Origin of the sequence: Terrabacter sp. BE26 (genome assembly GCF_041941675.1) — a bacterium.
GTDB lineage: Bacteria > Actinomycetota > Actinomycetes > Actinomycetales > Dermatophilaceae > Terrabacter.
This window is the reverse complement of sequence record NZ_CP090122.1, coordinates 3,438,122-3,461,941: the sequence shown is the minus strand read 5'-3', so window position 1 is coordinate 3,461,941 and position 23,820 is coordinate 3,438,122. Positions and strand designations below refer to the sequence as shown.

General features: G+C 71.4%; 23 protein-coding genes. 14 read left to right on the top strand and 9 right to left on the bottom strand.

Going from position 1 to position 23,820, the window contains the following annotated elements:
* The first annotated feature begins 120 nt into the window (after nucleotides 1–120).
* The 3 genes from LQK93_RS15890 to LQK93_RS15880 are packed head-to-tail and all read left to right on the top strand — an operon-like array spanning nucleotide 121 to nucleotide 4,821.
* Entirely contained in the window at nucleotides 121–1,584 is a 1,464-nt protein-coding gene (locus LQK93_RS15890; RefSeq protein WP_374968741.1) for an amidase, read from the top strand.
* Complete coding sequence (locus LQK93_RS15885; RefSeq protein ID WP_374968740.1) at nucleotides 1,577–2,341, top strand: FadR/GntR family transcriptional regulator; 765 nt, start codon at nucleotides 1,577–1,579, stop codon at nucleotides 2,339–2,341. The genes LQK93_RS15890 and LQK93_RS15885 overlap by 8 nt, the downstream gene beginning before the upstream one ends.
* A gap of 59 nt (nucleotides 2,342–2,400) precedes the next feature.
* Nucleotides 2,401–4,821 (top strand): Tex family protein, encoded by a 2,421-nt coding sequence (locus LQK93_RS15880; RefSeq protein WP_374968739.1) that lies wholly within the window; start codon nucleotides 2,401–2,403, stop codon nucleotides 4,819–4,821.
* Nucleotides 4,822–4,870: 49 nt separating this feature from the next.
* Here LQK93_RS15880 and LQK93_RS15875 read toward each other — a convergent pair whose 3' ends face one another.
* Nucleotides 4,871–5,251 (bottom strand): VOC family protein, encoded by a 381-nt coding sequence (locus LQK93_RS15875; RefSeq protein WP_374968738.1) that lies wholly within the window; start codon nucleotides 5,249–5,251, stop codon nucleotides 4,871–4,873.
* A 142-nt stretch (nucleotides 5,252–5,393) separates the two neighbouring features.
* Here LQK93_RS15875 and LQK93_RS15870 point away from each other — a divergent pair, with 142 nt between their 5' ends.
* Entirely contained in the window at nucleotides 5,394–5,840 is a 447-nt protein-coding gene (locus tag LQK93_RS15870; protein ID WP_374968737.1) for an SRPBCC domain-containing protein, read from the top strand.
* 75 nt (nucleotides 5,841–5,915) lie between these two features.
* On the opposite strand, the gene LQK93_RS15865 is transcribed toward LQK93_RS15870, so the two are convergent.
* Both LQK93_RS15865 and LQK93_RS15860 read right to left on the bottom strand, forming a co-directional pair.
* Complete coding sequence (locus LQK93_RS15865; protein WP_374968736.1) at nucleotides 5,916–6,836, bottom strand: universal stress protein; 921 nt, start codon at nucleotides 6,834–6,836, stop codon at nucleotides 5,916–5,918.
* 143 nt (nucleotides 6,837–6,979) lie between these two features.
* A complete protein-coding gene (locus LQK93_RS15860) occupies nucleotides 6,980–7,417 on the bottom strand; it encodes a ChaB family protein (RefSeq protein ID WP_374968735.1) in 438 nt (145 codons plus the stop codon).
* 144 nt (nucleotides 7,418–7,561) lie between these two features.
* Here LQK93_RS15860 and LQK93_RS15855 point away from each other — a divergent pair, with 144 nt between their 5' ends.
* From LQK93_RS15855 to LQK93_RS15845, 3 genes are all read left to right on the top strand, one after another.
* Nucleotides 7,562–7,810, top strand: a complete 249-nt coding sequence (locus tag LQK93_RS15855; RefSeq protein ID WP_374968734.1) for a hypothetical protein — start codon at nucleotides 7,562–7,564, stop codon at nucleotides 7,808–7,810.
* Nucleotides 7,811–7,965: 155 nt separating this feature from the next.
* Nucleotides 7,966–9,429 carry an MFS transporter gene (locus tag LQK93_RS15850; RefSeq protein WP_374968733.1) on the top strand — a complete coding sequence of 488 codons (1,464 nt, stop codon included), beginning with the start codon at nucleotides 7,966–7,968 and terminating at the stop codon, nucleotides 9,427–9,429.
* Entirely contained in the window at nucleotides 9,426–9,980 is a 555-nt protein-coding gene (locus tag LQK93_RS15845; protein ID WP_374968732.1) for a universal stress protein, read from the top strand. Before LQK93_RS15850 ends, LQK93_RS15845 begins: the two co-directional genes overlap by 4 nt.
* Before the next feature lie 214 nt (nucleotides 9,981–10,194).
* On the opposite strand, the gene LQK93_RS15840 is transcribed toward LQK93_RS15845, so the two are convergent.
* The 3 genes from LQK93_RS15840 to LQK93_RS15830 form a co-directional block, all read right to left on the bottom strand.
* Nucleotides 10,195–11,160 (bottom strand): universal stress protein, encoded by a 966-nt coding sequence (locus LQK93_RS15840; RefSeq protein ID WP_374968731.1) that lies wholly within the window; start codon nucleotides 11,158–11,160, stop codon nucleotides 10,195–10,197.
* A gap of 165 nt (nucleotides 11,161–11,325) precedes the next feature.
* Nucleotides 11,326–11,775 carry a hypothetical protein gene (locus tag LQK93_RS15835; protein ID WP_374968730.1) on the bottom strand — a complete coding sequence of 150 codons (450 nt, stop codon included), beginning with the start codon at nucleotides 11,773–11,775 and terminating at the stop codon, nucleotides 11,326–11,328.
* 56 nt (nucleotides 11,776–11,831) lie between these two features.
* The gene (locus LQK93_RS15830) at nucleotides 11,832–13,874 is read right to left on the bottom strand and encodes a CARDB domain-containing protein (RefSeq protein ID WP_374968729.1); all 2,043 of its coding nucleotides are present in this window, start codon (nucleotides 13,872–13,874) and stop codon (nucleotides 11,832–11,834) included.
* Between the two features lie 344 nt (nucleotides 13,875–14,218).
* On the opposite strand from LQK93_RS15830, the gene LQK93_RS15825 reads away from it, so the two are divergent.
* The gene (locus LQK93_RS15825; protein ID WP_374968728.1) at nucleotides 14,219–15,652 is read left to right on the top strand and encodes a wax ester/triacylglycerol synthase domain-containing protein; all 1,434 of its coding nucleotides are present in this window, start codon (nucleotides 14,219–14,221) and stop codon (nucleotides 15,650–15,652) included.
* A 34-nt stretch (nucleotides 15,653–15,686) separates the two neighbouring features.
* Here the strand turns inward: LQK93_RS15825 and LQK93_RS15820 are convergent, their stop codons facing one another.
* Nucleotides 15,687–17,084, bottom strand: coding sequence for a pyridoxal phosphate-dependent decarboxylase family protein (locus LQK93_RS15820; protein ID WP_374968727.1), 1,398 nt, complete (start codon nucleotides 17,082–17,084; stop codon nucleotides 15,687–15,689).
* A gap of 352 nt (nucleotides 17,085–17,436) precedes the next feature.
* Nucleotides 17,437–18,447, bottom strand: a complete 1,011-nt coding sequence (locus LQK93_RS15815) for an aldo/keto reductase family protein (protein ID WP_374968726.1) — start codon at nucleotides 18,445–18,447, stop codon at nucleotides 17,437–17,439.
* A gap of 213 nt (nucleotides 18,448–18,660) precedes the next feature.
* Between LQK93_RS15815 and LQK93_RS15810 the strand changes: the two genes are divergently transcribed.
* The gene (locus LQK93_RS15810) at nucleotides 18,661–19,068 is read left to right on the top strand and encodes a transferase (RefSeq protein ID WP_374968725.1); all 408 of its coding nucleotides are present in this window, start codon (nucleotides 18,661–18,663) and stop codon (nucleotides 19,066–19,068) included.
* 60 nt (nucleotides 19,069–19,128) lie between these two features.
* Here the strand turns inward: LQK93_RS15810 and LQK93_RS15805 are convergent, their stop codons facing one another.
* A complete protein-coding gene (locus LQK93_RS15805; RefSeq protein WP_374968724.1) occupies nucleotides 19,129–20,511 on the bottom strand; it encodes an NAD-dependent malic enzyme in 1,383 nt (460 codons plus the stop codon).
* A 111-nt stretch (nucleotides 20,512–20,622) separates the two neighbouring features.
* On the opposite strand from LQK93_RS15805, the gene LQK93_RS15800 reads away from it, so the two are divergent.
* From LQK93_RS15800 to LQK93_RS15780, 5 genes are read left to right on the top strand one after another with little or no spacing between them, the layout of a single operon-like run.
* Nucleotides 20,623–21,321 carry a hypothetical protein gene (locus LQK93_RS15800; RefSeq protein WP_374971558.1) on the top strand — a complete coding sequence of 233 codons (699 nt, stop codon included), beginning with the start codon at nucleotides 20,623–20,625 and terminating at the stop codon, nucleotides 21,319–21,321.
* On the top strand, nucleotides 21,266–21,856 hold the full coding sequence (locus LQK93_RS15795; RefSeq protein WP_374971524.1) for a DEAD/DEAH box helicase family protein: 591 nt from the start codon (nucleotides 21,266–21,268) through the stop codon (nucleotides 21,854–21,856). The genes LQK93_RS15800 and LQK93_RS15795 overlap by 56 nt, the downstream gene beginning before the upstream one ends.
* Entirely contained in the window at nucleotides 21,745–22,182 is a 438-nt protein-coding gene (locus LQK93_RS15790) for a DEAD/DEAH box helicase (protein WP_374971523.1), read from the top strand. Before LQK93_RS15795 ends, LQK93_RS15790 begins: the two co-directional genes overlap by 112 nt.
* Nucleotides 22,130–23,203, top strand: a complete 1,074-nt coding sequence (locus tag LQK93_RS15785; protein ID WP_374968723.1) for a helicase-related protein — start codon at nucleotides 22,130–22,132, stop codon at nucleotides 23,201–23,203. Before LQK93_RS15790 ends, LQK93_RS15785 begins: the two co-directional genes overlap by 53 nt.
* 43 nt (nucleotides 23,204–23,246) lie before the next feature.
* Nucleotides 23,247–23,582, top strand: coding sequence for a DUF3427 domain-containing protein (locus LQK93_RS15780; protein ID WP_374968722.1), 336 nt, complete (start codon nucleotides 23,247–23,249; stop codon nucleotides 23,580–23,582).
* Nucleotides 23,583–23,820: the final 238 nt, after the last annotated feature.

The window sequence follows — 23,820 nt, the reverse complement described above, 5'->3', positions numbered from 1 at the left end:
CTGGTCTGACCAGTGGACTTTTCCGCCGTGAGAGGTACCGTTTCTCCCATCAGGCCGGATGTCAAGACCTCGTCCGGCGAGTCAGGCGGCCGACGCGCCGTCCCGCGCGGAAGGACGCCCATGCCGCACTCGACCGGCCGACCCGCCAGCCTCACCGCCACCGAGCTCGTCGCCGCGTATGCCGCCGGCGACCTCTCCCCCGTCGACGTCCTGCAGGACGTGGCTGCGGTCATCGAGGAGCGCGAGCCGGAGCTCAACGCGTTCTGGCACCTCGACCTGGAGAGCGCCCGCGCGGCCGCGCTGGCGAGCGAGCGGCGTTGGGAGAGAGGGCAGCCGGCCGGCCCCGTGGACGGCGTCCCGGTGACCGTCAAGGAGAACCTGGCGCGAGAGGGCGTGCCGATGCCCGCCGGCAACGCGGGGGTCGAGCCGGTCGTGCCGGATCGCAGCAGCCCGGTCGTCGAGCGGCTCGAGGAGTCGGGCGGCGTCATCCTCGGCTCCACGGTCATGCCCGACTGGGGCATGCTCAGCTCCGGGGTCTCGAGCCTGCACGGGATCACCCGCTCGCCGTGGAACCGGGCCCTGACGACCGGCGGCTCGAGCTCCGGCGCCGGTGCTGCTGCCGCGGGCGGCTACGGGCCCCTGCACGTCGGCACCGACATCGGCGGCTCGATCCGGCTGCCGGGCACCTGGCTGGGCCTGACCACGCTCAAGCCGAGTGCCGGGCGCGTGCCCCTCGACGCCCCCTACCTCGGTCGGGCGGCCGGGCCTCTGACGCGCACGGCCCGCGACGCGGCCCTCCTCCTGTCGGTCATCAGCCGACCGGACCCCCGTGACTGGACGAGCCTGCCGCCCGAGGACCTCGGCCCCGTCCTTCCCCCTGAGCCGCGTGAGGTCCGCGGACTGCGCATCGGCCTGCACCTGGACGCCGGCTGCGGCCTCCCACTGGACCCGGAGGTGCGCCGGGCCGTCGAGTCGGCTGCTGCCCTCTTCGCCGACGCGGGCGCGGAGGTCGAGCCGCTGCGCCCGTTCATGACGCCGCGGATGCTGCACGACCTCGACGAGTTCTGGCGGGTGCGCTCGCTCGCCGACTTCGAGGCGCTGACGCCCGAGGCGCGTGAGCGGGTCCTGCCCTTCATCCAGCGGTGGGTCCTGGCCGTTCGCCACGTGGAGGGCACCACCGTCCTGCGCGACTACGCGAGCGTCATGATGCTGCAGCAGGCCACCGTCGCGGCCACCGAGCCCTTCGACCTGGTGCTCTCGCCGGTCGCGCCGGTGACCGCCTTCCCTGCCGAGTGGCCGATGCCGTGGGGCGAGGACGACGCGGGCATGGCCCACATCGGCTTCACCGCGCCCTACAACATGTCGGGCCAGCCGGCGGCGTCGGTCAACTGCGGCTTCACCGCCGACGGGCGCACCATCGGGCTGCAGGTCTCGGGCCGCCGCTTCGACGACGTGGGAGTGCTGCGCGCCATCGACTGGTACGAGCAGCACCGGCCCGCGGTGGCGTGTCCTGCCTGGCCGATCCCCGAGTCCGAGCGCCAGGCAGAGTCCGTGTCGGCGGACGAGCGTGGCGGCCATGCCTGAGGACGCAGCCCGCGGCTTCGAGCCCGTGCGCCCGGTCCGTCTCTACGAGCGCATCGTCGAGCAGGTCGAGGAGGCGATCGCAAGCGGGGACCTGCGCCCCGGCCAGCGGCTGCCGAGCGAGCGCGAGCTCGTCGTCCAGTTCGGCACCAGCCGGGCCACGGTCCGCGAGGCGCTGCGCGTGCTGGAGAGCAACGGCGTCGTGCGCTCTCGCCCCGGTGACCCGAACGGCCCGGAGATCCTGCCCTTCACGACCGGTGGGCTGACCAAGCAGCTGCGGCGCCTGGCCCGGGCCGACGGCCTGGCCCTGTCCCAGCTGCTCGTCTCCCGGATGATGCTCGACTCGACGGCGAACCGGCTCGCCGCCGTGCTGCGCACCGAGGAGCAGCTCGCCGAGATGGACGCCGCCATCGAGCAGATGCGGACGGCCGTCGACGGCGGCTACGCCTCCTTCAGCGAGGCCGACTTCGCCTTCCACGAGGCCATCGCCCGGGCCAGCGGCAACACCCTCATCCAGGTCTGCAACGGCGTCGTGCGGGACACCGTCCTGTCGCTCATCTCCGACAAGATCGCCCACGCCCGCAACTCCCAGGCCCTCATGAAGCGCTCCCTCGGGCACCACGAGCAGGTGCTTGCCGCCATCCGGGCCGGCGACGGCCCCGAGGCCGGCCGGGCCTCGCTGCACAGCCTCTACGACTACTACGCGGGCTACGTGCCCAAGGCGGAGCGCGCCGCCCTGACGGCCCTGCTCGACGACTGACGGGCGGCGCACGGCAGAATGCGTGGCTCGGTGATCGTCGAGAAGGAGAACAGGCCACAGTGAGCGTGCAGGTGAAGGTGCCCTCGATCGAGCGTCGCATCGCAGAGGAGCTCGGCGTGCGCGACGGGCAGGTGGCTGCCGCGGTCGGCCTGCTCGACGGCGGCTCGACCGTGCCCTTCGTCGCGCGCTACCGCAAGGAGGTCACCGGCGGGCTCGACGACGCCCAGCTGCGCACCCTCGAGGAGCGCCTCGGCTACCTGCGCGAGCTCGAGGAGCGCCGAGCGGCGGTGCTGGCCTCCGTCGACGAGCAGGGCAAGCTCGACGACACGCTGCGCGCCCAGATCATGGGCGCCGAGACCAAGGCCCGACTCGAGGACATCTACCTGCCCTTCAAGCCGAAGCGGCGCACCAAGGCGCAGATCGCGCGCGAGGCCGGGCTGGAGCCGCTGGCCGAACTGCTGCTGGCCACCCCCGACACCGAGCCGGTAGCTGCCGCGGCGCAGTTCGTCGACCCGTCACGCGAGGTCGCCGACGCGGCAGCCGCCCTCGACGGGGCCCGGGCGATCCTCGTCGAGCGGTTCGCCGAGGACGCCGACCTCATCGGCGACCTGCGCGACCGGGTGTGGAAGCAGGGCCACCTCGGCTCACGCGTCCGCGCCGGCAAGGAGGAGGAGGGCGCGAAGTTCTCCGACTACTTCGACTTCTCGGAGGCGCTCTCGAAGCTGCCGTCCCACCGCATCCTCGCGCTGTTCCGCGGCGAGAAGGAGGACGTGCTCTCCCTGGAGATCAACCCCGAGGACCCGACGGCCGAGCAGCAGCCCGGCCCGACCGCATACGAGCGCGCCATCGCGCGCCGCTTCGGCATCGAGAACGCCGGCCGCCCGGCCGACCAGTGGCTCGCCGACACGGTGCGCTGGGCCTGGCGCACGAAGATCCTCGTGCACCTCGGCATCGACGCCCGGATGCAGCTGCGCCGCGCCGCGGAGGAGGAGGCCGTACGCGTGTTCGCCGCCAACCTGCGTGACCTGCTCCTCGCCGCCCCGGCCGGCGCCCGCGCCACGATGGGCCTCGACCCCGGTTTCCGCACCGGCGTGAAGGTCGCGGTCGTCGACGGGACCGGACGTGTCGTGGCGACCGACGTGATCTACCCCCACGTGCCGCAGAACCAGTGGGACCGCTCCCTCGCGACGCTCGCCTGCCTGGCCAAGGAGCACTCGGTCGACCTCATCGCCATCGGCAACGGGACGGCCTCCCGCGAGACGGACCGCCTCGCCGCCGACCTCATCAAGCAGCACCCCGAGCTGAAGCTCACCTCGGCCGTCGTCTCGGAGGCCGGCGCCTCCGTCTACTCGGCCTCGGCGTTCGCGTCCCAGGAGCTGCCCGGGATGGACGTGTCGCTGCGCGGCGCCGTCTCGATCGCACGGCGCCTGCAGGACCCGCTGGCCGAGCTGGTCAAGATCGACCCCAAGTCGATCGGCGTCGGGCAGTACCAGCACGACATCAGCCAGACAGCCCTGTCGCGCTCCCTCGACGCCGTCGTCGAGGACTGCGTCAACGCCGTCGGCGTCGACGTCAACACCGCCTCCGCTCCTCTGCTCACGCGGGTCTCCGGCATCACCCCCGGGCTCGCCGAGAGCATCGTCGCCCACCGCGACGCGACCGGCCCGTTCCGGACCCGCAAGGCGCTCAAGGATGTTCCGCGGCTGGGCCCCAAGGCCTTCGAGCAGGCCGCCGGCTTCCTCCGGATCCCCGGCGGCGACGACCCGCTGGACGCCTCCGCCGTGCACCCCGAGGCCTACCCCGTCGTACGCCGGATGCTCGAGTCGACCGGCCAGAAGCTCACGTCGCTCATCGGCAACACCGCCGCGCTGCAGGCCCTGCGCCCGGCCGACTACGTCGACGCCACCTTCGGGCTGCCGACCGTCACGGACATCATCACCGAGCTCGACAAGCCCGGCCGCGACCCGCGCCCGACGTTCAAGACCGCGACCTTCAAGGATGGCGTCGAGGAGATCAAGCACCTCAGGCCCGGCATGACCCTCGAGGGCGTCGTGACCAACGTCGCGGCCTTCGGCGCGTTCATCGACGTGGGCGTCCACCAGGACGGGCTGGCCCACGTGTCGGCGCTGTCCAAGAGCTTCGTCCGCGACCCGCGCGAGGTCGTCAAGCCCGGTGACGTCGTGATGGTCAAGGTGCTCGACGTCGACGTGCCGCGCAAGCGCATCTCCCTCACGCTGCGCCTCGACGACGAGGTGACGCCGGACGGGGCCAAGGCGCGCGGGGGCGAGGGCCGTCAGGCCGGACGGCCCGACCAGCCCGGCCAGTCCCGCGGCGCCCAGGGCCGCAACCGCCAGGCAGGTCGCGGGCAGGGCCGCGGCGGCCAAGGCGCTTCGGAGCGGACGGATCGCCCGAGACGGGACGACACCCCCGTCAACAGCGCCATGGCCGACGCGCTGCGCCGCGCAGGCTTCACGGGCTGATCGAGCGCAGCCCGGGCCGACGCCGTTCCCGGCTGAGCCTGGGGCCTCGTCAGGCGTCGGGACGGGCGCGGTGGAAGACCGCCTCGACGATGTTGCCGTCGGGGTCGCGCACGAACGCGCCGTAGTAGCCGGGGTGGTACTCCGGCCACAGGCGCGGCTCGTGCAGCGACTCGGCACCGAGCTCGAGCGCCTTGGCATGGAAGGCCTGGACCGCCTCGACGCTGTCCGCCTGGAAGGCGCAGTGCATCTCGCGGTTGGGCTCCTCGCCCTGCCACCGGGTGATCCAGAAGTCCGGGTGGCCCTCGGTGCCGTAACCGATGGCCATCCCGAAGTCCATCTGCCGCCCGTAGCCGAGGACGCCCAGCACGGCGTCGTAGAAGCGGGCGCTGGCCTCGAAGTCCGAGCAGTTGATGCCGAAGTGGTCGATCATGGCTCGAGGCTAGGTCGCGGGAACGGCCGCCGGAGTCCGAACGAGGGGCGTCGGGCCATTGTCATCGGGCCCGGTCTTTGGTCGACTGTCTGGTAGTGGGTCCGGCCCAGGAGGAGCCGGTCCGAGCAACCCGGAGGTGCTCATGAGCAGTCCCACCCAGTCCGTCCCCGAGAACGCGGCGCCCGGCGACGAGGACCGAGACCTCGAGGGGTCTCCCGCCGGGGTGCACTCGACCGTGACGGTCGAAGCGCCCGTCGACCAGGTCTGGCGGCACCTGATCAGCGCCCGCGGAACGGAGGCCCTCCTCGGCCCCGGGGTCATCCTCGGCAACAAGGGCGAGTCGTGGCACAGCGCGGACGGGCCGCACGGCGTCGTCCGCAGCTACCACGCCCTCGAGCAGATCCGGGTGTCGTGGCACCCGCACGAGGACGGCCCGCTCAGCATCGTCGACGTGCAGCTGACGCCGGTGGGCGACAGCACGCGAGTCGACCTCTACCACGAGGGCCAGGGCATCGCCGAGGACGGCCGTGGGGACAAGTCCCGGTGGGACGCCGCGCTCGGACGTTTCGCCGCGGCGCTCGAGGCCTGACCCGACCGAGCACTCGACGGCCTGGTACGGCCACTCGGGCTCGACCGGACGCCAGACCCAGCGGGATGAGCGGGGTCAGCGGACGATCATCACCGGGCAGGTCGCGTCGTGCACGACCCGGTGGCTGACCGAGCCCAGCAGCATGCCGGCGAAGCCGCCGTGTCCGCGTGAGCCCACGACGACCAGTCCGGCCGTGGAGCCGAGGTCGGCGAGCGACTGGCCTGCGTCGCCGTAGAGCACCTCGGTCGTCACGGCGACCTCTGGGTGCTGCGCCCGCACGCGGTTCGCGGCGCGCGACACGAGCTCCTCAGCGTGCTTCCGCACGGCATGGGTGTGCTCCGTCCCACCCTTGGCCGTCTCGACGTAGGCCCAGGACTCCATCGAGGGCGCGTGTGCGACGGTCACGACATGCAGCGGCGCGTTCTCGACCGCGGCGAACTGGGCGGCCGCGTCGACTGCCCGCGTGGCCGTATCCGAGTCGTCGACGCCCACGACGACGCGGTGGTCCGGGCCGGGACGGGGCGGCGGCGCGTCGTCCGGCTGCTGGCCCTCGGGGCCCCGGACGACGACGACGGGGCACTGCGCGTGGGCCGCGACGGCATACGAGGTGGAGCCGAGCAGTCCCGCGACGACGCGGCCGCGGCCCCGACTACCCACCACGACGAGCTCGGCGTCCTTCGACGCCTCGACGAGCTGAGCGGCGGCGCTGCCGAGCCAGTACTGCGTCTCGATCATCGAGGCGTCGAGCGTCGCGCCGGCGCGCTCGGCTCCCTGGTCGACGAGCGCCTTGGCCGCGAGCTCCAGCGAGGGCTCGACCGCCGCGAGGTCCATGGCCGGGGATGGAGAGACGGCTGCGACGTGGACGCTGTGCACCACGGTCAGGTGCTTGCCGTGCCGGCGCGCGGTCTCCGCGGCCCACTCGAGTGCGAGCTGTGATCCCGGAGACCCGTCGTAGCCGACGACGATGCCGTACGACGGGCGCGCCTGGCCGTTCATGGTCCACCCCTTCAGGGTCCAGGCCGGGGCCGATCCTCCGACCACTCCCATCCTGCCGCGGGAAATGCGGGGTCGAGGCGCTTTGTGCTGACTCAGGCACTAGCCACGCCGAGGTAGGCCGGGTATGCCGTCCGGCGCAGACCTCAGTCCTGGCGCGCCTTCGCGGTGGCTCGGTCGTTGGCGTGCTGGATGGCGTCGACCAGCTCGTCCTTGGTCATGCGCGAGCGGCCCGGGACATCGAGCCGCTGGGCGATGTCGTAGAGGTGCTTCTTCGACGCGTTCGCGTTGACGCCGCCGGCCGTGTCGCCACGGTCGGAGCGACGGGCGTCGGCTCCCCCGCGGGCTGCCTGGCGGTCGCTGGGACCCTTGGAGTCCTTCTCCTCCCAGTGGTCGCCCACCTTCTCGAAGGAGTGCTTGAGCGAGGCGAAGGCGGTGCGGTGGGCACGCTCACCCTCGCCGTACTCCTCGACGGCCGAGTCGTGCGTGGCGAGCCAGGTGTCCTGGGCCTTCTGGGGCGACCGCTCGAGGGTCGAGGGCAGGTCCGTCTTCGACCTGCTGGCTGAACGCTTCTTGGCGGGCATGGCGACCTCCTCTGGTGCAACCGTCCGTTCGGCTGAGACGTACCCACCTGCGCAGCCCGGGGCGCGTGCGGAACGACGGGGACGGCATACGAAATCGGTCGTCACCCCGGCGTGCACGCGCGGCAGAGGGGTAGGGGCGAGGGCATGGACACCTCCACGCCGAGCCACCCCACCACGCCCTCCCCCAGCACCCCCGACCCCAGCGAGCCCGATGGCGGGCGGCTCGACCTCGTCGACGACGAGGCCCCCGACGTGCTCTTCCCCGACGTGCTCGGTGCCCGCAGACGCGCGGAGCCACGGCCTCGCGCCGATGAGGTGGACGCCCTCGAGCAGCACACGGACGCCGTCCCGGACGATGCCCCCGGTGACACGGAGCACGAGCGCCGGGACTGAGCTCCGGAACCCTGTGGCCGTGTGGGAGATCCCGCTCGCGCCGCGTGTTGGGAGCAGCGGCTCGCGGGGTACGCAGTTCCCGGTGAGGACGTGTCGACACATGTCCTGACCCGGCGGGTTCGATGCTGTTCGCTGTTCGGATCAAAGGAGATGTGATGAGCGAGGCTGTCGCACAACGCAGGGGCGGTGCCATCAGGAGCCTGGTGCCGGCTCGCATGGACCGGCTCCCGTGGACGAAGTTCCACTGGTCGGTCGTTCTCGGGCTCGGTGTCTCGTGGATCCTCGACGGTCTCGAGATCCAGATCGTGTCCGAGTCGGGCTTCCAGAAGTCGCTCGGCATGTCGGCCGCGCAGGTGGGCCTGACGGGCACCGTCTACTTGGTCGGCCAGGTCGTCGGCGCGCTCACCTTCGGTCGCCTCACCGACAAGCTGGGTCGCAAGAGGCTCTTCATCCTGACGCTCGTGATCTACCTCGTCGGCTCCGGGGTCGCAGGGTTCGCACCCAACATGTGGTTCCTCTGGGTGTTCCGCTTCATCGCGGGCCTCGGCATCGGCGGCGAGTACACCGCGATCAACTCGGCCATCGACGAACTGATCCCCGCGCACTACCGCGGTCGCGTGGACATCGCGGTCAACGGCACGTACTGGGCGGGCGCGTTCCTCGGTGCGCTGGCCAACCTGTACCTGCTCAACCCCGCCAACGTCGCCGAGAACATCGGCTGGCGCATCGGCTTCTTCATCGGCCCGGTCCTCGGCCTGTCCATCATCTACCTGCGGCGCCACATTCCGGAGAGCCCGCGCTGGCTGCTCACGCACGGCCGCGCCGAGGAGGCCGAGCGCACGGTCGACGAGATCGAGGAGCGCGTACGCCGTGAGGGCGGCGAGATCTCCGAGGTCGACGAGAGCAAGGCCATCAACGTCAAGCCCGAGGACCGCATGGGCGCCAAGGTGCTGTGGGACGTGTTCGTGCGTCGCTACGGTCGTCGCACGGTGCTCGGCCTCACGATGATGGTGACGCAGTCGTTCCTCTACAACGCGATCTTCTTCACGTACGCGCTCGTGCTGACGAACTTCTACGGGATCACCAAGGCGCAGACCTCGCTCTACTTCCTGCCCTTCGCGGCCGGCAACCTGCTCGGCCCGCTGCTGCTCGGCCACCTCTTCGACACCATCGGGCGTCGCAAGATGATCTTCAGCACCTACACCATCGCGGGCCTCGTGCTGCTGGTGTCGGCGTGGGCCTTCCACGCGGAGATCCTCAACGCGACGACGCACACGATCTTCTGGTGCGTGTCGTTCTTCTTCGCCTCCGCCGGCGCCTCGGCTGCCTACCTGACGGTGAGCGAGATCTTCCCGCTCGAGGTGCGCGGCCAGGCGATCAGCTACTTCTTCGTCATCGCGCAGTGCGCCGGCGCCATCGCGCCGGTGCTCTACGGCGCGCTCATCGGTGAGGGCAAGGACCGTACTCCGCTGACGTGGGGCTACGTCGCCGGGGCGGTCATCATGATCTTCGGTGGGATCGTCGCCCTCGTCATCGGGATCGATGCCGAGCGCAAGTCCCTCGAGGACATCGCCGACCCGCTGAGCAAAGTCTCGGAGGAGTCGGGAGCGGCCGCATGAACGTCAAGGACCTCGGGCGCCCGCACCGGATCGTCGTCGGTGTGAGCCCGACGAGCGGCTCCCCCGGCGCGCTCCGGTGGGCGGTCGAGGAGGCCGCCGTCCGAGGTGGCCGGGTCGTGGCCGTCCGGGCCTGGCGTCCGCACCAGCCCGAGACGGCGACCGGTGGCCGCCTGCCGTCCGTCGTCTCCGACGACACGGCGCTCGCCGTCGAGCAGGCACGCCTCGCCGAGGACGTCGCCCGCGCGCTCGGCCCCGACCACCTGGTCGAGACCCGCGTCGTGGCCGGCAAACGACGCGCCGTCCTCGTGGAGGAGAGCCGTTCCGCCGACCTGCTCGTGATCGACGCAGGTCAGTCGACCGAGATGGGCGCGCGCTGGCTCGGTGGCCGGCTCGTGCAGGTGGCCCACTGCCCCGTCGTCGTCGTGCCCCCTGCTCTCGGGGACCTGCCGCCCCGGCCCGTCGGATCGGCCGCCGGACGCCTGGGGCGCTCGGTCGAGCGGGCTGCCGCGACCGCCGGCAGGCCCGGTTTCCGGCGTCCGCCGTCCGGCTGACGCCTCACGTCGTGGAGGTCCTCCGGAACCTGGCGCCGAAGAACCTCCACCAACCCCGCGCCGCCGCCGTCCGCGCGGCTGCTCCCCGGCCGTATGCCGCCGGGCACGGTCTCGAGGCCCGAGTCCCCCGCGAGTTGCGAAGATTCGGGCCCGAGACCGCCGTGCGGGCAACTCCCATCCGTCCTCCCCCGGTGAGCTACGGACCGGCGGGCGGTCAGTGGACCACCAGGACCGGACACGGCGCGTCATGGACCACGCGATGACTCACGGAGCCCAGCAGCATGCCGGTGAACCCGCCGTGCCCGCGCGATCCCACGACCACGAGTCCGGCGCGGGCGTCGACGGCGTACGCGGCGATCGCCTGTCCCGGGGACCCGCCCAACACGCTCGTCTTCAGCTCGAGGCCAGGATGTGCCTGACGGGCGTCCTCCGTCACGTCCTGGAGCACCTGACCGACGTGACGATGCATGGACTCCATCATCTGCTCGCGCCCGATCATGGTGCCGGTCTCGGGCCACACCTCCAACCCGCCGACGTTGTCGACCGCGATGACGTGCAGGGGTGCCTGGGCCGCCGCCGCGACCTGCACGGCGGTCTCGAGCGCCTGCTGCGCGTTCTTGGAGTCGTCGAAGGCTGCCACGACCGGGTGGGAAGGCCCGGCGTGGACGACCGCGTCGCCGCGGACGACGACCGCGGGGCAGTGCGCGTGGGCCGTGACGGCATACGAGGTGGAGCCGAGCAGGCCCGCGGAGACGGCGCCGTGCCCGCGCGAGCCCGTCACGACCAGGTCGGCCCGGTCGGAGAGTCGGACGAGATCTGCGGCGGCACTGCCGACGACGCTGAGCGCGTGCACGTCCTCCGGGCGCAGGGTCTTGGTGGCCACCTCGACGGCTTCGGACAGGACGCCCTGTGCCATGACGTCATACGTGCTCGCCTGGACTCCCGGGTCGTCGTAGGCCCGGAAGGTGGGCGTCATGGTCAGCCCCACGCAGTGCAGCAGCGTCAGCGGCCTCTCGTCGCGCTTGGCGGTCTCGATCGCCCACTCGAGGGCGAGCCGCGCCCCGGGTGACCCGTCGTAGCCCACGACGATCCCGTGGCTGGCCGTCTCGTCCTCGGCGGTCGCGGTCCGTGCGGTGTCGGTGCTCCCGGGGCCCTCCGTCGTGCTGCCTGCGGAGCTCATCGCCCTCCCCTTCCACTCCGGTCGGGGCCGCCTGCTCCGGCCACCTCCATCGTCCCGCGTCGGGGTTGGGTCGTCTGCGAGTTGTGAGCGCTCAGACAGGCCGGCGGGGAGCGGTCGTGTCACCCTCCCACCGCCGGCCTGTCCGAGAGCTGCCGGGGGCGGCGCCTACTTGCCGATGAGCACGCTCACCGAGGTGTTGCCGGTGCACTCGGGCATCTCCCGGATCGCCCACCGGCCCCTGAGCCCGTTGCCCGAGAAGTTGGACTCCGCGTCGCGCTCCTCGACCTCACCCTCCGAGGCGGTCCAGCCACGGGAGCTGTACGCCTTCTGCATGTCGGCGAGGGTCTGCCTGAAGGGTTTGGGCGACACCGCCGTCACGACCGTGCGCCCTTGGCTGCGTGCCTCGACCCCCGTCACGACGTAGGTGTCTGGCACCGCCGCCGGTGAGGGGAACGACGCCGGCAGTGCGACCGGCTTCGCGTCCCGGGCGCAGACGGGCGCCATGCTGGTCACGCTCCCAGCGGGCTCGGCCATGGCGGACTTCAGCTCGTCGGACTCGCAGCCGGCGAGAACGGAGGCGGCCACGAGCACGGCGAGTCCCGCGACCACAGGCACCGACAATCTCCTGGTGCCAGAAGGGCTCAGGTGACCCCGAGTCGGCGACGAGCCCGTCATCGGGTGACCTGCGTCTGCCGCTGGTTGTCGGCCTCGTCCGACTCCTTGATGCGACCGTCCGGGTCCGCCACCACGGTGACCGTGTGGGTTCCCTTGCCCAGTCGCACGCCGGGGAACGCGACGCTCGCCGAACGCCCGGCTGCCAGGTCGGCCGGCGCGGAGGTGGCCACGTTCACGCCGTCCACGAGCAGGCGCGCCGTCATGCCTGGAGCCACAGCCTTCCCCGTGTTCGTGACGGTGGTGGAGGCCACGTAGAGCCCGCTGCTCTTCGCGACCGACAGGGCGGTCGGGGTGAGGTTGGGCTGGGCGTCGTAGGCGGCATACAGCGTGTTGCCGGTCTGCTGGCGGGCGATGGTCGCGTACGCGTCGAAGTTCTGTGCGCCACCGGGCTGCGCGCAGGCGCCCGTGCAGCCGTCGGCGTAGCCGACCTGGACGCGGCCGGTCTTGTCGACGGTGGCGTCCATGAAGTCGAGCAGGTTGCGGTCCTTGCCACAGGTGGTGCCGCCCGTGCAGATGGAACCGCGCTGCACCGGGTCGTTCGGCGTCGTGTCGACCGTGGCCCAGCTCTTGCCGCCGTCGTAGGTGGTCGACACGTAGAGGTGCCAGTCTCCGTGGAAGTTCGTGGCGTCCTGGTAGTTGCCCCCCGTCGTGGTGCCGATGAAGGCGAACGAGGCGCGGTCGTCGTCACCGGCGACCACGGCCGGGAAGACGACGTTGTGGATGCCGAGGCTCGCGCCCACGTTCTGGTCGTCGGTCCACGTCTTGCCCTTGTCGCGACTCACGGCCACTCGTGGCGTGCCGTCGGCGGCCTGGTAGCCCAGGTAGACGGTGCCCTTGGCGCCGATGCCGACGCTCGGGTCGGAGTCACCCGCCGTGCTCGCGGGGTCCTTCCGCACCGACCACGTGGTGCCGCCGTCCTCGGAGACGGCGACCGCCTGGTTGCCGCCGCACGACTTGTTCGGGACGTAGACGGCGCCGTCGTTCGGGGCGACCTTGACGTGCCCGTGCAGGCCGCCGCAGTCGAGGAGCGAGTACATCGGGACGGCCGGCCCGAACGTCACGCCGCCGTCGTGGCTGGAGGCGCAGTTGGCGTCGGCGACGTCCTGGCTGCAGTAGTAGACGGCGTTCTTGTAGGGGGACGTCGGCAGGGCGCCGATGCCGTTGGGCGAGTAGGGGCCGCCACCGACCGTCTGGTGGTCGACGCCCGAGTTGAGTCCACCGCCCTGGCTCGGCGACCACGTCTTGCCCTCGTCGTCGGAGTAGCACATGAGCGACGTCTTGCCGGCGAGCTGGCTCTCGAAGACCCTGCCTGTGCTCGGGTCGGTGAAGCCGATGGGATCGAGCGAGGCGGCGCCGCCGGTGAGGCAGCCCTTGGCCGGGGTGGCCGAGACGTCGGACCACGTGACCTTCGACGGGCTGACGGTGTCGTCCCACGTCGCGCGGTAGGTGTCGTAGAGCGCCTGGTAGAACGACGCGCCGGTCGTGTGGCTGCTGCCGAGGGACGGCTCGCCCGCGTTGTGCGCCTGGGCGAAGGACTCAGGGGCGCCGTACTGGCTGAAGGTCGGGGGCGTGGCCGCGCTCGGGGCCGGGTTGGCCGGGACGGTCGTGAGCGACGCGGTGCCGGTGACGCTCTCCCCGAGCGGGGCGAACGGAACCACTCGCACGGTGTAGTCGCCGCTCGTCGGCGCGGTCACGATGACCTCGGGGTCGGAGTTGGATGCCGACGAGGCCACGACGGCACCCTGCTGGTTGAGCAGGTAGACGTCGAAGTCGGCCGCCGAGTTGGCCCAGCCGACCTTGACGGTCAGCTGGTGGGTGTCGCCGTAGCCGCTCGGGGTCGAGACGTGCAGAGCGAAGTCGTCGCAGAGGCCCGGGCCGCACGTCACGTCACCGGTGGTCCCGGTGACATTGGGCGCGGCGAAGGGGCCGGCGCTCCACTGCACGCTGGTGCTCGTGTCGGACACCGAACCCGAGTCGGGCGTCGCCCCGAGGGCAGGGGCAGCCACGCCGACGGCTGCGACGAGCGCGGCGGAGGCCACGAGAGGCACAGCCCGGGAACGAGGTCGTCTGAGCAAGGTGGGCAGCATGGGCGCAATCTCCTGGGTCAGGGAACGGGGACACCCCGAGGCATCCAGTCGGGACCGTGGAGCGACGACGGGCGCCCTCGCTCACGTGGTCAACGAGGCCGAGGTCCCCGAGGCTACGAGGAGAGGAGGTCAAGAGATGGTCAGGAAGGGCTGGGGATCGGCTGGATACCGCCTGAGACCGTGGCCGCTGGGGCGGGCCATCTGCCTTGACTGGGTGGGGGTTGGGTGATGAACGAGACACCGCAGACCTGACGGCTTGCGCGCCGTTGGGCGGCCTCGCGGCCTACCGTCGTGCCATGGATGCGCGGAACCTCCGCCGCGACCTCGACGTCGACCGCGACCGCGACCGCGACCGCGACCGTGCGAGCGTCGTCGACCGCATCACTCCGAACGACCTGACGACGCTGGTCACCGACCGGGGCCCCGCCCCCATGAACATCGGGGCCGTGCTGGTCGTGGAAGACGGCGCCAGCCTCGATCCGTCCGCGGTGCAGGTGGCGCTGGAACGCAGGTCGGAGGCGGTGCCCCGGCTGCGCCGTCGCCTGAGGTCCGCCCCCGCGGGATGCGGCCGCCCGTACTGGGCGGACGACGAGCAGTTCGACATCACGCGGCACCTGAGCGTGGTCCGCGTCGCAGACGACGCAGCCCTGTGGCCGGAGGCCGCCGCGCAGGTCTGCCGCCGGCTGCCGCGCGACAGGCCGCTGTGGCGCGCCTGCTGGTGCACCGGCCTGGATCGTGGGCGTGCCGCACTCGTCATCGTGGCGCACCACGTTCTGGCCGACGGCCTGGGCGGCGTCGCCGTGCTCGGCGCGCTGACCGACGGTCTGCCCCCCGAACGAGCCCGTGAGCTGGGCACGGCCGTCGCGCCCGGTTCGCACGACGAGGCGGCTGTGTCGTGCCACAGCCAGCTCCCGTCACGCCGGGAGCTCGCGGCGGACGCGTGGCGCGCACGGCTGCAGGCCCTGACGACGCTGAAGACACGTGCCGGGGTAGCGAGGGCGGGCGCCCGCGACCTCGGCGTGGGTTCCGGAGCCGCTCGGCCTCGACTCAGCCCCCGCACCCCGTTCAACCGTCCGACCGGGCCGTCGCGACGGATCTGCACCATCGAGGCACCGCTCTCCGACGTGCTCGCGGCCGGCCATCGGCTGGGGGCCACGCTGAACGACATCGTCCTGACCGCCGTGGCCCATGCGCTCGCCCGAGACGCGGGCGTCAGGGGCCGCCCGATCGAGTCCCTCGTGGTGTCGGTGCCCTTCTCCGGTCGCGCGACGACCACGACCGAGCACCTGGGCAACGAGACCGGCGTCGTACCGTTTCGGATCCCGGTCGACGTGCCGGCCGCAGCGACCTTGCGCGAGGTCGCCGCCAGGTCACGAGCGCAGCGCAACCGGCCTCGCGCAGCGTCCGCAGCCCCGCTGGGCCTCGCCTTCCGGGTCCTGGGGCGGCTCGGGATCTTCCGCTGGTTCGTCGATCACCAGCGACTCGTCAACACCTTCGTCACGAACGTGCGTGGTCCCAGCGAGCCGTGGCGGTTCTGCGGCCACGCGGTGAGCCGCGTCGTCCCCGTCGCCGTGACGCCCGGGAACACCGGCGTCACCTTCGACGTGCTGTCGTATGCCGGCACGCTCGGGATCACGGTCGTCAGCGATCCCGACGTGGTCCCGATCCCAGAGCGCCTCGCAGCTCAGGTGACTGAGGAGCTCATCGCGCTGGTGTCCTCCGTCGGCTGACGCGGCGACGCGGCACACGTGGTCGGCGGCTCTGTCACCCGTCGCCCACAGCCACGGCCCTCGCCGCCTTGAGGATGGCATCCGCAGAGACGTCGATGTCGTCCTCGGTCGTCGTCGCGTTGGACACGGAGACGCGGATCAGGCGCCGGCCGTGCCAGGTGGTGCCTCCCACCCAGCACGTGCCTTCACGCTGGATGGCCTCGATCGTGGCATCGATCCGGCCGGGGTCGCCGACACTGACGAGCACCTGGTTGAGAACGACGTCGTTGTGGATCGTCGCCCCGCCGGCTTCGAGCCGAGCAGCCATCCGGCGGGCCAGCGCGCAGCAGCGGTCGACGAGGTCGGCGACCCCGTCCCGACCCAGCTCACGCAGGGCGGCCCACACCGTGAAACCCCTGGCCCGCCTGGACGACTCGGGGGTGAGGTCACCGAGAACGGGGTCTGAGGTGGCGCCGGACCCGGTGAGGTACGCGGCGGCATACGACATCGTCGCTGCGTGCAGCGACGCGTCGGCGCAGATGGCGAGGCCGCAGTCGTACGGGACGTTGAGCCACTTGTGGGCGTCCGTCCCCCAGGAGTCGGCCAGCTCGACGCCGTCCACGAGACGCGCGAGCCGAGGGCTCGCGCCCGCCCAGAGGCCGAAAGCGCCGTCGACATGCACCCAGGCGCCACGCTCTTGCGCGAGGGTGGCGGCCGCGCGCAGGTCGTCGCAGGCGCCGGTGTTGACGTTGCCGGCCTGGAGGCAGACGATCACGGGCCCGTCGCCCAGCGAGTCGAGAGTCGCACGCAGGTGCGCGATGTCGATGGCCCCCTGCGCGGTCGCTGCCACGGGTCGCAGGCTGCTGGTGCCGAAGCCGAGCAGGCGCGCGGCGCGGTCGATGGTGGCGTGCCGCTCCTCGCTCGCCACGATCGCCATGCGGGGCGCCCCGAAGAGGCCGTCCCGGGCGACGTCCCAACCGGCGTCGGCGAGGACCCGCTGACGCCCGACTGCGAGGCCCACCGTGTTGGCGGCCTGCGCGCCGGTGACGAACCCCACGGACGCTGTCTCCGGGATCCCCAGCAGCTCTTTCGTCCACGCGGCAGCAGCCCGCTCCGCGGCTGCGGCGGCGGGCGACAACACCTCGTTGTAGGCACACTGGTCCCAGGCAGCGGTCAGCAGGTCGGCCGCGGTGGCAGAGGGTGACGCACCACCGATGACGAAGCCGAAGAAGCGCGGACCGACCGTGCCGACGAGGCCGGGGCCCGCCGCGGCGATGAGCTCCTCCACGACCTGGTCCGGGCTGGTCGACCGGGCCGGCAGCTCCCCGCCGAAGGCTGCGTCGAGCGAGGACCTGTCAGGGAAGGGGTGCACGGGACGGTCGCGAACGCTGTCGCGGTGGTGGGCGCCCTCCGACGCGGCGCGCCCGAAGAGCCTGTTGAGGTCGACGTCCATGGCGGCACCCTCCTCCGAGGTGCTTGACGGCGCAAGCTCCGTCGTCGACATCCTCGTCCGGCGGAATGTCGGTCACGGAATGTCGGTCATCCACCGCGTGGGCGGGCGCTGGAGAGGCCTTGACGCTCGAGTCGAACATGTGCGGCAGAGGTTCCGCGCACGGCTGCGCCCATCACGACGACGTCGTCCTCGATCTCGACGACTTGTCTCAGCTCTTCCAAAGCCGCGCCTCGAGCCTGGCTCCAGCAGGCACTCGGGCGACCCGCGGGACACCGAGCCCCGGAAGGACCGAATACCGGGCGAGACCGCCGGTCGGGAGCCAGCGCTCCCGACCGACGCACCCACCCGGAGATCAGGCGACGCGCTGCTGGGGCGAGGTCTCCTTGGTCTTGGCCGGGTCGCGCTCGACGATGTCGCCGAGCACGTCGTCGATCTTCCTCATCAGCTCGGGCTCGAGCTTCACACCCGCGGCCTTGACGTTCTCGGCCACCTGCTCCGGGCGCGAGGCACCCACGATGGCGGCTGCGACGTTCGGGTTCTGCAGCACCCAGGCGACAGCGAGCTGCGCCATCGTGAGGCCGGCCTCGTCGGCGATCGGCTTGAGGTTCTGCACGCGATTCAGCACGTCGTCGTTCATGAAGCGCTTGATCATGTCGGCGCCGCCCTTCTCGTCGGCGGCCCGCGAACCCTCCGGCGGCTGCTGGCCGGGCTGGTACTTGCCCGTCAGCACGCCCTGCGCGATGGGGCTCCAGACGATCTGGCTGATGCCGAGCTCCTCGCACGTCGGCACGATCTCGCTCTCGATGACGCGCCACAGCATGGAGTACTGCGGCTGGTTCGAGATCAGCTGCACGCCAAGGTCTTTCGCGAGCGCGTGGCCGGCGCGGATCTGGTCGGCGGTCCACTCGCTGACGCCGATGTAGAGCGCCTTGCCCTGGCGCACGATGTCGGCGAACGCCTGCATCGTCTCCTCGAGCGGCGTCTCGGTGTCGTAGCGGTGCGCCTGGTACAGGTCCACGTAGTCGGTCTGCAGCCGCTTGAGCGAGCCGTTGATGGACTCCATGACGTGCTTGCGGGACAGGCCGGTGTCGTTCTTGCCGCCAGGGCCCGTGGGCCAGTAGACCTTCGTGAAGATCTCGAGGCTCTCGCGTCGCTCCCCCTTGAGGGCTTCACCGAGGACGCTCTCGGCCTTGGTGTTGGCATAGGTGTCGGCCGTGTCGAAGGTGCTGATGCCGGCCTCGAGGGCGGCGCGCACACACTGCATCGCCACGTCGTTCTCCACCTGGGACCCGTGGGTGAGCCAGTTGCCGTAGGTGATCTCCGAGATCTTCAGTCCGCTGTTGCCGAGGTATCGAAAGTTCATCCTTCCACCGTATGCCGCCGCGGCCGTTGCACCAGAGCCGCCCGGTTTGGCATGAGACGGGTGAATCAGGAACCGCCCGGGTGGGTACGGACGTTGCTGCGAAGCAGGTTGTCGAAGGTTCGCCAGTGCGGAATCTTCACGTTCACTTGAACGTTGGACGCATGTCACGAGCGTGGGCACGGTGCCCACGCTCAAACCCGGAGGGGGTGCACGATGAGGCGCAGGAAGTACGAGGAGTTCGAAGAGGACAACGGCACGATGCTGCGCTACGCCCGCCACGTCAACGGTGGGGGCTTCGTCGAGTCGCACGCCCACGTCGACCCGACGGCGTACGTCGGCGAGCACGCATACGTCGACCGCGGAGCGGTCGTCAACGAGGGCGCTCACATCGCCAGCGGTGCCTGGATCGACCGCGACGCGGTGGTCCACGCCGGCGCGAACGTCGGCACCACGGCACACGTGGCGGCGGGCGCCGTGGTCGGACGTGATGCGCGGATCGGCCCGCGCGCCAAGGTCGGGGCCGACGCACACGTCTGGGACGGGGCACGCGTCGACAGCGACGAGTCCGTTCCCCAGGGTGCCGTCGTCCGCACCGGCAGCCGCGGGCGTCACGCGGCCTGACGGGGCTTGGTGCCCCTTCGCCGCCGCTCCCTGGTGGCGTGACGGCATACGTACGCGTTTTCACCGCGGTGCGGCGCGCCGCACCGCGTCGGCCACGGCCGGCGCGACGCTCGACTCGAAGACGCTGGGGATGATGTAGCTCGGGTTGAGCTCGCCGGGCTGCACGGTGTCGGCGATCGCGTGCGCGGCCGCGACCATCATGGCGTCGGTGATGCCCGAGACGTGCGCGTCGAGGAGCCCGCGGAAGAAGCCGGGGAAGACCAGCACGTTGTTGATCTGGTTGGGGTGGTCGGAGCGCCCGGTCGCCACGACGGCGGCGTGCTCACCGGCCGCAAGCGGGTCGACCTCGGGGACTGGGTTGGCGAGTGCGAACACGATGGCGCCGGGAGCCATGGTGGCGATGTCGGCGCCGGTGAGCAGGTCCGGTGCGGAGACCCCGATGAAGACGTCGGCGCCGACGAGCACCTCTCTCAGAGAGCCGCTCTCGTGCCGGGGGTTCGTGTGGTCGGCGATCCACTGGCGGAACGGCTCCATCACCGGCTCGCCGCTGTGCACCGCGCCGTTGCGGCCGCAGGCCACGATGTCGCGAGCGCCCTGCGTGAGCAGCAGCCGGATGATCGCGTGTCCCGCAGCGCCCACCCCCGACACGACGATCCGCACCTCGTCGATGGACTTGTCCACGACGCGGAGGGCGTTGCGCAGGGCGGCCAGCACGACGATCGCGGTGCCGTGCTGGTCGTCGTGGAACACCGGGATGTCGAGGAGCTCACGGAGTCTCGCCTCGATCTCGAAGCACCTCGGCGCAGAGATGTCCTCGAGGTTGATGCCGCCGTAGACGGGGGCGATGGCCCGCACGATCTCGACGATGGCGTCGCTGTCCTGCGTGTCGAGGCAGACGGGCCACGCATCGACGCCACCGAACTGCTTGAAGAGGGCGGCCTTGCCCTCCATGACCGGCAGCGCGGCGAGGGGGCCGAGGTTGCCGAGCCCCAGCACGGCCGACCCGTCGGTGACGACGGCGACGGTGTTGCGCTTGATGGTCAGTCGGCGCGCGTCCTCCGGGTGCTCCGCGATGGCCCGGCAGACGCGGGCCACGCCGGGCGTGTACGCCCGCGAGAGGTCGTCCCGGTGCTTGAGCGGCACCTTGGGGTTCACCTCGATCTTGCCGCCGAGGTGCAGCAGGAAGGTCTGGTCGCTGACCTTGCGGACCACTGCTCCGGGGACCGCCGCAATGGCATCCGTGATGAGCTGCCCGTGGGCCTCGTCCCTGGTGTCGCAGGTGACGTCGACGACGAGACGGTCCGTGTGGCTCTCCGCGACGTCGAGCGCCGTGAGTGCGCCACCCGCGGACGAGACGGCCGTGGTGAGCGCCGCGGTGGCATTGGCCGAGGCAGGCACCTCCACCCGGACCGTGATGGAGTACCCGGGACTCGGGATGGTCATGGCGGTCCCCTCGCGAGAGCAGCAGTGCCCGACGAGGCCAGTCTCCACCCTGGTCGTGATGTTCCACCGGGATCGGCTCCCGCCGGGACACCCGTGCAACACAGCAGCACCTTGACCGCCCAGACGCCGGCCCGAGTCCTCCGCGGCGAACGCCGCCCAGAGGCCAAGGTGGAGCTCGTCAACCGCATCCTCGGTGTCCTGGGCGCCGACGAGGACACCGTGGTGGAGACCTCACGCCAGCTGCTGTCGGTCTCCTACGCGGGAGAGCGCGGCACGCTGCGGTGGACGGGGCGCCCGGCGACGCCGCTGTCCGACGTGGCGTTGCTCACCAACGCGGCCGGGGAGCCGGGCATCGGGCACGAGGTACGCGCCGAGCTGCCCAGCGCGGACCGCGTGGACGTCGTGATGGCGTTCGTGAAATGGCACGGCATCCGAGTCAACGAGAGCCAGCTGCGGGAGCTGCGCGAACGCCGGGTGCCGTTCCGCATCATCACCACGACGTACCTGGGTGCCACCGAGCGCGCTGCCCTGGGCCGGCTGGTCGAGGAATTCGGGGCCGAGGCGAGGGTGCAGTACGACGCCCTCCGCACCCGCCTGCACGCGAAGGCCTGGCTCCTTCCGGCGCAACACCGGGTTCGACACCGCCTACGTCGGGTCCAGCAACCTCTCGCGTGCCGCCCTGCTCGACGGGGTCGAGTGGAACGTGCGGCTCTCGGCCGTCGCCACCCCGACCCTCATCGAGAAGTTCCAGGCCATGTTCGACAGCTACTGGCACGATGCGACGTTCGAGGCCTACGACCCCGCCCGTGACCGGGACCGTCTCGACGACGCGCTGGCCGAGGCCTCCGGCCGTCGGACGCACGACCGCGTGACGCTGTCGCTCTCCGGGCTCGAGGTGCGCCCGTACCCGCACCAGACGGAGATGCTCGAGCAGCTGGACGTCGAGCGGGTCGTCCACGACCGTCACCGCAACCTCGTCGTCGCCGCCACCGGGACCGGCAAGACGGTCGTCGCCGCGCTCGACTACAGGCGGCTCTGCGAGCAGCTCGGCGACAGGCCGACGCTGCTATTCATCGCACATCGACGAGAGATCCTCGAACAGTCGCTGCGGACCTACCGGGAGGTGCTGAACGAGGCCGACTTCGGCGAGCTGTACGTCGGTGGAGCGCGCCCGGAGCGGTGGCGCCCGTCTTCGCATCGGTCCAGTCGCTCACGGCATACGGCATCGGCAACCTGCCCGCGGACGCCTTCGCCGTCGTGGTCATCGACGAGTTCCACCACGCCGAGGCCCGCACCTACCGCGCCACCCTCGACCGACTTCACCCGACTGAGCTCCTGGGCCTGACGGCGACGCCCGAGCGCGGTGACGGCACGGACGTCCGGGCGTTCTTCGACGGTCGGGTGGCCGCCGAGCTCCGCCTCTGGGACGCGCTGAAGGCGGAGCTGCTGACCCCGTTCCACTACTTCGCCGTGGTGGGACGGAACCGACCTGCGCTCGGTGGACTGGGCCAACGGAGCGTATGCCGTGCAGAGCCTCTCCGAGGTCTTCACCGGCAACGACGCGCGAGCTCGACTGATCCTCAAGGCCCTCCGCGACAAGGTGCTGGAACTCGGCAGTATGCGTGCACTCGGGTTCTGCGTGAGCCGCGAGCACGCGCACTACATGGCTGACGTCTTCACGCGGGCGGGCATCCGCTCGGCCGTGGTCCTCGGTGACACCGCGCCGGGGGAACGCGACCGACACCTCGGCGAGCTGCGCGGCGGGCGGCTGCAAGCCCTCTTCACCGTCGACGTCTTCAACGAGGGCGTCGACGTGCCGGCCATCAACACCGTGCTCTTCCTCCGCCCGACGGAGAGCTCGACGGTGTTCCTGCAACAGCTCGGACGTGGACTGCGCCGCGCGCCCGGCAAGGCGGTGCTCACCGCCCTCGACTTCGTCGGCCACCACCGCAAGGAGTTCCGGTTCGACCAGCGCTTCCGCGCCGTCACCGGAGCCACCCGCTCCCAGCTGGTCCACGACATCGAGCGGGGGTTCCCCTTCCTCCCGGCCGGCACCCAGATCGTGCTCGACCGGCTCAGCGAGGACCTCGTCCTGCGCAACATCCGCGAGCAGGTCTGGAACCGCTGGACGCAGATCGCCGCCGAGCTGAGGGCCCACCCGACCCCCGATCTCGGCGCCTTCCTGAGCGACTCGGGCGTCGACCTCGCTGACGTGCTGCGCGGTGACCGCTCGTGGACGCGGCTGCGACGGGATGCCGGGATCACCACCCCGGAAGCGGGTCCGCTCGAAACCGGGCTGCTCAAACGCGTACGCGCGCTCGCCCACGTCGACGACCCGGCGCGCGTTGCGGCATACCGACGCTGGCTGTCGGCCGATGCGCCCGCCTACGACGAGACCAGCGCCGAGGTGCAGCTCTACGCCCGGATGCTCTTCTTCTCGCTCTTCCCGGGCGGCGGTGGGTTCGGCTCCTACGACGAAGGACTGGCCGCCGTGCGGCGCGAAGCCGCCGTCTGCGAGGGCCTCCGCGCGGTTCTCGACCTCGGCGTGCAGAACGCGGCGCACGTCACCCGCCCATTGCTGGGGGCGCCGAGCGACCGGCCGCTGCGCGTGCACGCCCGCTACACCCGCGAGGAGGCTCGCAGCACTCGACTACGTCGGCCTCCACGGGCGCAAGCCCAACAGCTTCCGTGAGGGAGTGCTGTTCTCGGCCGCGGCAAGCAGCGATGCCTTCTTCGTGACCCTGAACAAGTCGGAGGCCGACTACTCCCCGACGACGATGTACCGCGACTACGCCATAAGTCCGACACTGTTCCACTGGGAGTCGCAGTCGGGCACGACCACCGCCTCGAAGACCGGCCAGCGCTACCTGAACCACGAGCGGCTGGGCAGCCACGTCCTGCTCTTCGTCCGCGAGGCGAAGACCACCGAGTTCGGCAGCGGCGCGCCGTACGTCTTCCTCGGCCCCGCGTCCTACGTCGAGCACCGGGGTGAGCGACCGATCTCCATCACGTGGCGGCTACACACACCCATGCCTGCGGACCAGTTCGCGGTCGCGAGCGTGGTCGCCTGACGCGCCGTTGCTCCGGGCAACGCACTGGGGAGGTTGCGTCACTCCGGTGGAGCCGGGACCACCTGGGCCGGAGCAGCCATCATGCGCTCCTCGAGACGCTGCATGAGCAGCAGCAGCCCGAAACCGAGCAGAGGGGTGGCAAGTGCGAGGACGATCACGGTGAGTCTCCGTCGATAGTGGGTTTCAGGCCGCCGCTCCCCGACGCGCGCTGAACCTGATCACTGGACTCATACCCATC

Bases quoted from the DNA above. Each gene is read 5' to 3' on its own strand.
- LQK93_RS15890 (WP_374968741.1), top strand. From the start codon at position 121: ATGCCGCACTCGACCGGCCGACCCGCCAGCCTCACCGCCACCGAGCTC.
- LQK93_RS15885 (WP_374968740.1), top strand. From the start codon at position 1,577: ATGCCTGAGGACGCAGCCCGCGGCTTCGAGCCCGTGCGCCCGGTCCGT.
- LQK93_RS15875 (WP_374968738.1), bottom strand. From the start codon at position 5,251: ATGATCGACCACTTCGGCATCAACTGCTCGGACTTCGAGGCCAGCGCC.
- LQK93_RS15870 (WP_374968737.1), top strand. From the start codon at position 5,394: ATGAGCAGTCCCACCCAGTCCGTCCCCGAGAACGCGGCGCCCGGCGAC.
- LQK93_RS15865 (WP_374968736.1), bottom strand. From the start codon at position 6,836: ATGAACGGCCAGGCGCGCCCGTCGTACGGCATCGTCGTCGGCTACGAC.
- LQK93_RS15860 (WP_374968735.1), bottom strand. From the start codon at position 7,417: ATGCCCGCCAAGAAGCGTTCAGCCAGCAGGTCGAAGACGGACCTGCCC.
- LQK93_RS15855 (WP_374968734.1), top strand. From the start codon at position 7,562: ATGGACACCTCCACGCCGAGCCACCCCACCACGCCCTCCCCCAGCACC.
- LQK93_RS15850 (WP_374968733.1), top strand. From the start codon at position 7,966: ATGAGCGAGGCTGTCGCACAACGCAGGGGCGGTGCCATCAGGAGCCTG.
- LQK93_RS15845 (WP_374968732.1), top strand. From the start codon at position 9,426: ATGAACGTCAAGGACCTCGGGCGCCCGCACCGGATCGTCGTCGGTGTG.
- LQK93_RS15840 (WP_374968731.1), bottom strand. From the start codon at position 11,160: ATGAGCTCCGCAGGCAGCACGACGGAGGGCCCCGGGAGCACCGACACC.
- LQK93_RS15825 (WP_374968728.1), top strand. From the start codon at position 14,219: ATGGATGCGCGGAACCTCCGCCGCGACCTCGACGTCGACCGCGACCGC.
- LQK93_RS15820 (WP_374968727.1), bottom strand. From the start codon at position 17,084: ATGGACGTCGACCTCAACAGGCTCTTCGGGCGCGCCGCGTCGGAGGGC.
- LQK93_RS15815 (WP_374968726.1), bottom strand. From the start codon at position 18,447: ATGAACTTTCGATACCTCGGCAACAGCGGACTGAAGATCTCGGAGATC.
- LQK93_RS15810 (WP_374968725.1), top strand. From the start codon at position 18,661: ATGAGGCGCAGGAAGTACGAGGAGTTCGAAGAGGACAACGGCACGATG.
- LQK93_RS15805 (WP_374968724.1), bottom strand. From the start codon at position 20,511: ATGACCATCCCGAGTCCCGGGTACTCCATCACGGTCCGGGTGGAGGTG.
- LQK93_RS15795 (WP_374971524.1), top strand. From the start codon at position 21,266: ATGTTCGACAGCTACTGGCACGATGCGACGTTCGAGGCCTACGACCCC.
- LQK93_RS15785 (WP_374968723.1), top strand. From the start codon at position 22,130: ATGCGTGCACTCGGGTTCTGCGTGAGCCGCGAGCACGCGCACTACATG.